Genomic DNA, 8263 nt, shown 5'->3' on the forward strand with positions numbered 1-8263 from the left:
CTGATAACTGATAACTGATAACTTACCCACTGATAACTGATAACTTACCCACTGATAACTGATAACTGATAACTGATAACTGTTAATGTCCTTGCCAGCGATTAATGGCCACACAATCGATATCTAACTGATCGAGAGTACGAGCGATGACAAAATCGACCAAATCCTCGATCGATTGGGGATGGTGATACCATGCCGGTATTGCTGGCACGATTCTAACGCCCGCCTCGGCTAAAGTGGTTAAATTACGCAGATGAATTAAACTAAAAGGGGTTTCTCGCGGCACTACAACCAATTTTCTGCCCTCCTTAATCTGCACATCGGCCGCCCTTTCTAGCAAATCGGAACTTAACCCCCCCGCTAATTTGGCCACTGTACTCATGCTACAGGGAATAATTACCATACCAAGGGTGCGATAGGAACCACTGGCGATCGTTGCCCCCACATCACCCCAACGATGACAGCGTAGTTTTCCCCCTTCCATCACCCCGGATTGACTGCGCCAAAATTGTTCTTGCAGCTCTGGTTCTGGAGGCATCCGCACATTATCTTCTGCTTGCCAGACAGTGTAAGCTGATTTGGAGGCCACTAGATCGATCGTGTAGTCGGCTAAAAGTAGATATTTGAGAGTACGGACGGCATAAATCAGTCCTGATGCCCCCGTAACGCCCAAAATTAGCGGTTTAGATAATTCCTTCAAGCTCTAATTCCTCGATCAATTGTAATCCTCTCGGGTCGCCCACTTTTAATAAAGCACCCCTGGCATCTTCCTTGACACCTAAATCCTCATCTTCCACCAAGGCCTCGATCAAAGCATCGATCGCCGTGGCATAAATCACATTTAAGGGCAATTCTCGGCATAATTGACCGATCGACCAAGCGCAATTACTCCGCACCGCTGCGATTAAATCCCGGCGCAATCCTTCAATTAAAGGCGGCAACACGGTGATGATATCTTCATAATTGACCTTGGCAATCTGGGCCAAACTACTGGCGGCCCATAATCGCACCGCCGAAATATCAGTTTTGAGAGCATGAACCAAAGGCTCGATCGCTCTGCGCTCTCCGCAGTTACCCAGGGCCCAAACTACCCCTTTTCTGACGTAACCATTCCAATCTCTGGCCAGTAGCTCGATTAAAGGCTCCACGGCGCTAAGACTGGGATTTCTGCCCAAAGCATAGGCGACACTGACACGCACCAGGGGACAGACATCGTTTAACATCTCCAGTAACGGGGCGATCGCTCTTTCGTCACGCAATTCACAAAAGGCGCGGGCCGCGATCATTCTCTCGCTCAGATGATCAGAAGTAAGCAATGAGAGCATTTCCTCTGGATCGGGGGGGATTTCCGCTGCTTGATCTGGATCGCTCCCATCGAGAGGATTATTTAAGGAGTTGCTAGGGTCTAGGATTTCATTGTCGTACATACTTGTTAGATTATCTTAATCCGTGACCGCTTACGTCAAGCCCAAAATCAAAAAGTAGTTGCTGGTTGGGGAGACTTATCAGTTATCAGTTATCAGTTATCAGTGAACTGAAGATCCAAATCCGAGCGAAGATAGGCAGCCCGTATCATCACTGATAAGCTAAGACGCATTCTCACCGCCTATTCTTGCATTTACAAAACCTAGCAGACTAGAAAGTAAATACAGGGCAAATTCTATTGTTTTTCCGATGCCAAGACGCGGATTTGAACCGCGGACACGAGGATTTTCAGTCCTCTGCTCTACCAACTGAGCTATCTCGGCGTTTTTTTTGTCCTTTCTCAACATAGCACGCCCTCGAAATAATTGCAAGGTTTTTTTCTAAAAAGTTTTCCGCTCGACTAGATTGGCAGGGTGAGGGTAAAGGTGGTGACAGCGTTGGCACTGGTGACATCGATGGTAGCATTCAGGGGTTTAATCAGTTTGCCGACCAAAGCTAAACCTAAACCAGTACCACTGTAGCGCCAGGGATCGTGGTTAGGAATGCGATAAAAAGGGGCGAATATTTTTGATAATTCCTCTGGGACGATTTCTACCCCTGAATTGCTCACACTAATTAATATTTGCTCGTCCGCACGCCAGACATTTACCCGAATTATTCCTTGTTCTGGGGTATATTTAGAAGCATTGGTCAGTAATTCCGCTATGATGCGCTCGATATGACACAGACTGGTGTTAATCTCCGGTATATCCCCATCTATATCTACAATTAACTGCTGTTGTCGCTCGCGGGTGAGAGTGCGAAAAGGTTCCACTAATAAGGGTAGCCAAGAAAGTAAGTCGATTGTTTCGATCGCCGGGGGTTCGCTTTCCGCATCCAGATAGGTTAAAGTCAACAGATCATTAACTAACTTACTCTGACGTTGAGATTCAATGTTAAGAATTTGCAACAGTTGACCGATCGAATTCTCTGGATCGATCTCGATCCCTTGATCTTCTAGGAGACTTTCTAGGGTTTCCACCGCTAGACGAATGCTGGTAATCGGGGTTCGCAGTTCATGGGAAAGGGTTTTCAGGAATTCGCTTTTTAATCTTTCCAGTTTTTCTAATTCCCTCACTTGTGCTTGGGAAGATTCGTAAAGTCGCGCTTGTCGAATAGCGATCGCACATTCGGTGGCAATATGTTGAATCAAATTAGTTTCTAAAGAGTTAAAAATATGATTAGCTGGTCGAATTAGCCAAAGATTGCCCAAAAAACCCTGATCGTCAAAGATAGCACAAGCGCAACGGTTAACACGACCAATTTGCGGATTACCAAGGGGAAGACGATCAACAAATTGTAAAATTTGTTTGTGCAGCAGCGGTTGATAGATTTCGGGAAAATCGCTAATTTGACGGGTAATTCCCTGACAGATAAGCTTTTGAGTGGTATATTCGTGGACAATGGTGGCTTTGCTGCGACTGGGATCATAAAGCTCAATTTGGGCCCGTTCTACGGGTAAAACCTGGACTAATTCCCTAGTGGTGGTTTGCAGAATATGATTTTCATCGAGACTATCACGAATTTTTTCGGTAATCCGTCCGATTAATGCTTCATACTTCAAAGTCATCTGCAATTCGGCGGTTCTTTGCTGAACCTCCGATTCTAAGGCAGTATTCAAGCATTTTACCCGTTCGTGTAGTTCTGCTTGTTGAATGGCAATTCCCACTTGAATGGCTAATTGTTTGAGCAGATCGATTTCTTGGGATTGCCAAGAGCGAGTTTTTTGGCAATTTTGGGCAATTAGTAACCCCCAGAGTTGGTTATCGCAGAGAATTGGCACCACTAAGTTAGCCTGTACTTGCAAAGAAGTAAGTAAGTTGCGATAACAGGGATCAAGTCCCGAATTATGGACATTTTCAATAACCTGAATTCTCCCGCGACGATAATTTTCCAGACGTTCTGGGGATAAATTAAAACAGGGATCCTGGATCCTGTTTCCTAAGACAGAATTAATCCTCGCAGTATGGGATTCCACCACAATCATGCCACTATGATCGGGAAATAAACGATAAATTAACACTCGATCGCAGTTGAGAAATTGTCGCACTTCTTTAACGGTTCTTTGCAAAATGCGATCGAGATCCAACGATTGCCGGATTCTTTCCTGCATTACCCCCAGTAGTTGTTCCCGTTCTGCTTGTAATCTTAAAGCTTCTTCGGCCTGTTTGCGTTCGGTGATATTGGTACTGGTTCCCACTAAACGATAGATGCGCGCATTGTTATCCCGTAGGGGTGTTAAAGTTGTTAGCCACCAGTAGGGTATATTTTGAAAAGGTAAATACTGTTCGTAGGAAATAGTCGTTCCGTAACGTACACAATCACTATAGTGTTGCCGCACACTACGCGCATCATCGGGGGGAAGGATTTGTTCGGGAGTTTTGCCTTTAATCTCTGATGAACGCAATCCTGTCCAGCGTTCATGAACGGGGTTTGACCCCACATAGCGAAAATCTCTATTTTCCAGCACGTCCACCACAAAAATCGACGCTTGCACGGAATTAAATATACTACGCAGAAACTGCTCGGAATCCTCCTCTTTTAGCTGTGCATCCAACTCGGTATCGATTTCTGACGGCTGCTTTTCCATAAGAGCCTCCTATTGTGCTAATTGGTGGATTTGGATCGATAATCACAAAATCGTTGGCTACTCCTAGAGCGATTTAATTATTTTTTAAGATTCTCGCACGAATTTTCCTATCCGCTGCCGATTTCGATATATTTCTTTGCAAAAACGAGAAAGCAACCCCAATATACTGAGATCGCTTATCAGTTATCAGTTATCAGTTATCAGTGACCAGTTATCAGTGATCAGGTTTAAGTTTTAAGTTAAGTAGCTAGACACAATTAATTCAGTATATCTAACTACTTCTTCCATGAGTGCATGAGTGCCTATCCTCACCAAGAAGTTAATTTTGTCCTATTACTTATATGTGTTATTTTCAGTGATCACTGCTCACTGATTACTGATTACTGATCACTGAATTTAGGCTTCTTGGTTGACAAAAGGCAATAAAGCCATTAAACGGGCCCGTTTTACCGCTTCCGTTAAATCTCGCTGTTGTTTAGAAGTTAAACCGGTGATGCGTCTAGGTAGGAGTTTGCCGCGTTCGGTGATGAATTTGCGGAGGAGTTCGGTGTCTTTGTAGTCAATCGGTTGACTGGGGGAGATGGGGGAGAGACGTTTACGATAGTAGCTCATAGATTTGTAAAGATTGCTTGACTTTTTAACTAAAGTGTGCTTACTTAATTTCCTTGTGGACGGTGTGCTTATTGCAGTGGGGACAGTATTTCTTGATTTCCAGTCTGCCGGTGGTATTGCGACGGTTTTTGCTGGTGGTGTAGCGAGAAACGCCGGGGGTACGCTTATCGGGATTACTGCGGCATTCCGTGCATTCTACAGTGATGATTAGGCGAACGCCTTTTTTACTAGCCATAACAACAGGGGATCGGGTAAATTTACACGCAATCGATCATTATGACATATCTAGGGCTTTTTAGGCAAGAGCGGCCGGGGCGAACGCAGGGAATTGTCGGCTAAAAAGTTCAGTTTGGGATGAAATCCAGCACAAAAAAGCTAGAATAATCACAGCAGTTGGCGAGGATGAGGAAAAATGACGATAAGATTGGGTAAACCGATTTTAGTGACGGGGATAGGCATTACCATCGCTTTAACCCTGGGGGAAACTCTCAATAGTAAACTGAGCGAAATCGGTTCCTGGGGTATTTTAGGTGCGTTTGTCCTTGGTGCCGGTATCTGGTTTTGGCAAAAACCCAACTCGAAAATCGATTTTTCCCCCCCCACTCCCCTGAGTCTAGAAAAGGTTAAACAAGCGATTAGCAAAGCCGAGAAGATAATTAATTATCTGGCCAAAGAAGACCCCAATCAAGACTTAACCCCACTGAAAACCACTTTAACCCAATTAAACCAAGAATTTAGTCGCCAAGACCTGAAAATTGCCATTACCGGCGCTAGAAAAACTGGTAAAACTGCCTTAAAAAAACTACTAGAAAGCGGCAACTTTGGAGAATCTATCGCTTTTCTGGAAACGGAACCGCTTCTGACTCTCGACTGCACCGCTAACCAGAAAAAGTCCCTGGCAGCCGACTTAGTTTTGTATCTGATCAATGGGGATTTAACCGATTCCGAATGGCAAATCCTCCAGCAATTCGATCGAATGCACCAGCGTGTTATCCTGTTACTCAATAAACAGGATCGTTTACCCGCCGAAACCAGAGAAGAAATTCTCCTTTCCCTAAAACAAAGACTGAAAGAAACTATTCCTGCTCATCATATTTTAGCCATAGCCGCTGCCCCTGAACCCCTAAAAGTTCGTCAACATCAAAGCAATGGGGAAATCAAGGAATGGACGGAACCCCAAACGGTAGTTATCGCTCCTTTAGATAATCATCTCCGAAAAATTATCGAACAAGAAAAGTCCGAATTAGTTCTGGGAACTATCTGGAGACAAGCGCTAGAATTAGCAAAGGAAACCAAACAATTACTCAATCAATCCCGACGCAAAAAGGCTTTACCTGTTATCGAACAATACCAATGGATAGCCGCTACTGCCACTTTTGCTAATCCTCTCGCGGCCCTAGATTTAGTTTTAGCGGCAGCTACTAACGCTCAAATGTTAGTGGATTTAGGGGCAATTTATCAACAAAAAATGTCCCTTGAACAAGCAAAAACAGCCATGGCCACCCTAGGGAAGATGATGGTACAATTAGGCATGGTAGAAGTGACAACCCAGGCATTAGGAACGATTCTCAAGGGAAATGCGATTACTTATATCGCTGGTGGTACAGTGCAGGGAATTGGGGCAGCCTATCTAACTCGTTTAGCTGGTTTAACTTTAATTGAATATTTCCAAGAACAGGAAATTAACGAGCAGCTGAATAATGATTGGAATTGGACGAGTTTGCAGAATAAAGTTAAACAGGTCTGGGAACAAAATCAGCGCCTAGCATTTTTACAGGATTTTGTCAAGCAAACGAGCGCTCGTTGGTCGGCATTTTCCAGTTAAAAAATCTATAGCAATTTCCATAGTTGTGAGGTACAGAGTCTTAGGTTTTGAGGAGTCAGTATTCAGGAGTCAGTATTCAGGAGTCAGGAGATAGGAGATTATTTTATTTATTCTCCCCACACCCCACACCCTACACCCCACACCCCACACCCCACACCCTGTCCCCACGAAAAACTTTTTCAGCAGACCCTAGTTAAGAACCGGGAAAAGGTAAATGCTGACGCAGCACATCCCAGCGCGAACAATCCCAATAATCGATATGAGAAATAATCAGATTATTGTCATCGAGAGTTAATTCACTGCCTCCAGAAATAGCGATGCGGGGCCGCCAAGGTAAAGGAGTTGTCCAGTGCAATGTCCAACGGGTATTAATAATATTTCCCTGCTGTTCAATTGCGTGGACATCCATCTTGATAGCTTGGAACCATTGACTCATAAAACCAATCATTTCCCGATAGCGTTTAATCCCCCGAAATTGATTGAGAGGGTCTTGAAAATAAACGTTATCAGCATAAATATCATAGGTTTGATCGAGGGGAAATCTTTGATAATCTTGCTGCAAAATAGCGATAATATCCATAAAGTAAGTAATTAGTTATAATTAAATTGAAGATAGATTTTGCCTTTGATCCCCCCTGCCCCCCTTGATAAGGGGGGTATCTGACAATTTTTAACAGCTACCTACTTGGCCAATTATTCCCGATAGCTATTGCCTTTTTTCACTGCTGAGGGGTCACTGTTAACTATTAAAAGATCACTCCCGTCAAACTAAAGGGACGGACTTCGGTAATTTTAACCTTAACAAATTTGCCTCGCAATTCCTCAATATCTCCCGTAAAGAAAGTTAAGCGATTGCCTCTAGTTCTTCCCATAACTTGACCAGCATCTTTAGGGTTAACGTCTTCCACTAAAATTTCCTCAATTCTGCCTAAATATCTTTGGGAACGTTCAGCGGCTTTTGTGGCCACTAAATGATTTAATCTTTGTAAGCGATCGCTTTTTACCTGCTCACTTAATTGATTATCCCAAATAGCGGCCGGAGTGCCGGGACGGGGAGAATAGGCCGCCGTATTTAATTGATCAAAACCAATCTCATCGACTAATTTTAAAGTATTCTCGAACTGTGCCTCTGTTTCTCCGGGGAATCCGACAATCGCATCGGCACTAATGGCAGCATCCGGCATTAAATCGCGAATATTAGCAATAATTTGTCGGTATTTTTCCTGAGTATAGCCCCGTTTCATGGCCTTGAGGATATCATTATCCCCCGATTGAAAAGGGATATGAAAATGTTCACAAACTTTAGGTAATTCCTGACAAGCTTTAATCAAACGTTCGGTAAAATAGCGGGGGTGACTGGTGGCAAAACGGAGACGTTCAATGCCGGCCACATCGTGAACGTAGTAGAGTAAATCGGTGAAATTGTGCAGATGTCGGCCGCTTGCCGTCACTCCGGGTAAATCCCGTCCGTAGGCATCGATATTTTGACCTAAAAGGGTGATTTCTTGATAACCCTGTTGTCCTAATTGTGCCATTTCTGCTCGAATTGCCGCAGGAGTGCGAGATTGTTCCACCCCGCGCACCCCCGGAACCACACAATAGGTACAGCGTTCATTACAACCATAGATGACGTTCACCCAAGCGGTAATATTGCTATCCCGGCGCGGTTTGGTGATATCTTCCATGATGTGGATGGGTTCGGTGGCCACCACCTGGGAACCGTCAAAAACTTGTTGTAATAAGTCTCCCAAGCGGTTTGCGTGTTGGGGACC

Annotated in this window: 9 protein-coding genes and 1 tRNA gene; 2 read left to right on the plus strand and 8 right to left on the minus strand. The window is 44.3% G+C overall.

Annotation, left to right across the window (positions count from 1 at the left end):
- Positions 1-82: 82 nt before the first annotated feature.
- The 6 genes from PX481_RS11255 to rpmG form a co-directional block, all read right to left on the minus strand.
- On the minus strand, positions 83-700 hold the full coding sequence (locus PX481_RS11255; protein WP_288094599.1) for a flavin prenyltransferase UbiX: 618 nt from the start codon (positions 698-700) through the stop codon (positions 83-85).
- Positions 684-1427 carry a HEAT repeat domain-containing protein gene (locus PX481_RS11260; protein WP_002759344.1) on the minus strand — a complete coding sequence of 248 codons (744 nt, stop codon included), beginning with the start codon at positions 1425-1427 and terminating at the stop codon, positions 684-686. The genes PX481_RS11255 and PX481_RS11260 overlap by 17 nt, the downstream gene beginning before the upstream one ends.
- 248 nt (positions 1428-1675) lie before the next feature.
- Positions 1676-1748, minus strand: a tRNA-Phe gene (locus PX481_RS11265).
- A gap of 77 nt (positions 1749-1825) precedes the next feature.
- Positions 1826-4054, minus strand: a complete 2229-nt coding sequence (locus PX481_RS11270) for a sensor histidine kinase (protein ID WP_288094600.1) — start codon at positions 4052-4054, stop codon at positions 1826-1828.
- A gap of 396 nt (positions 4055-4450) precedes the next feature.
- Positions 4451-4666 (minus strand): 30S ribosomal protein S18, encoded by a 216-nt coding sequence (rpsR, locus tag PX481_RS11275; RefSeq protein ID WP_002732313.1) that lies wholly within the window; start codon positions 4664-4666, stop codon positions 4451-4453.
- Between the two features lie 40 nt (positions 4667-4706).
- On the minus strand, positions 4707-4901 hold the full coding sequence (rpmG, locus tag PX481_RS11280; protein WP_002734724.1) for a 50S ribosomal protein L33: 195 nt from the start codon (positions 4899-4901) through the stop codon (positions 4707-4709).
- Positions 4902-5078: 177 nt separating this feature from the next.
- Between rpmG and PX481_RS11285 the strand changes: the two genes are divergently transcribed.
- Positions 5079-6491: a slr1306 family protein gene (locus PX481_RS11285; protein ID WP_002759339.1), complete on the plus strand. Its 1413-nt coding sequence runs from the start codon at positions 5079-5081 to the stop codon at positions 6489-6491.
- Between the two features lie 47 nt (positions 6492-6538).
- Complete coding sequence (locus PX481_RS11290) at positions 6539-6688, plus strand: hypothetical protein (RefSeq protein WP_192845972.1); 150 nt, start codon at positions 6539-6541, stop codon at positions 6686-6688.
- Here PX481_RS11290 and PX481_RS11295 read toward each other — a convergent pair.
- Positions 6685-7071 carry a C6orf136 family protein gene (locus PX481_RS11295; protein WP_079209815.1) on the minus strand — a complete coding sequence of 129 codons (387 nt, stop codon included), beginning with the start codon at positions 7069-7071 and terminating at the stop codon, positions 6685-6687. The genes PX481_RS11290 and PX481_RS11295 overlap by 4 nt on opposite strands.
- A 166-nt stretch (positions 7072-7237) precedes the next feature.
- The coding region (locus PX481_RS11300) for a MiaB/RimO family radical SAM methylthiotransferase (protein ID WP_288094601.1) at positions 7238-8263 on the minus strand (1026 nt) is incomplete at its 5' end.

Source organism: Microcystis sp. M53603_WE2, from assembly GCF_030065435.1.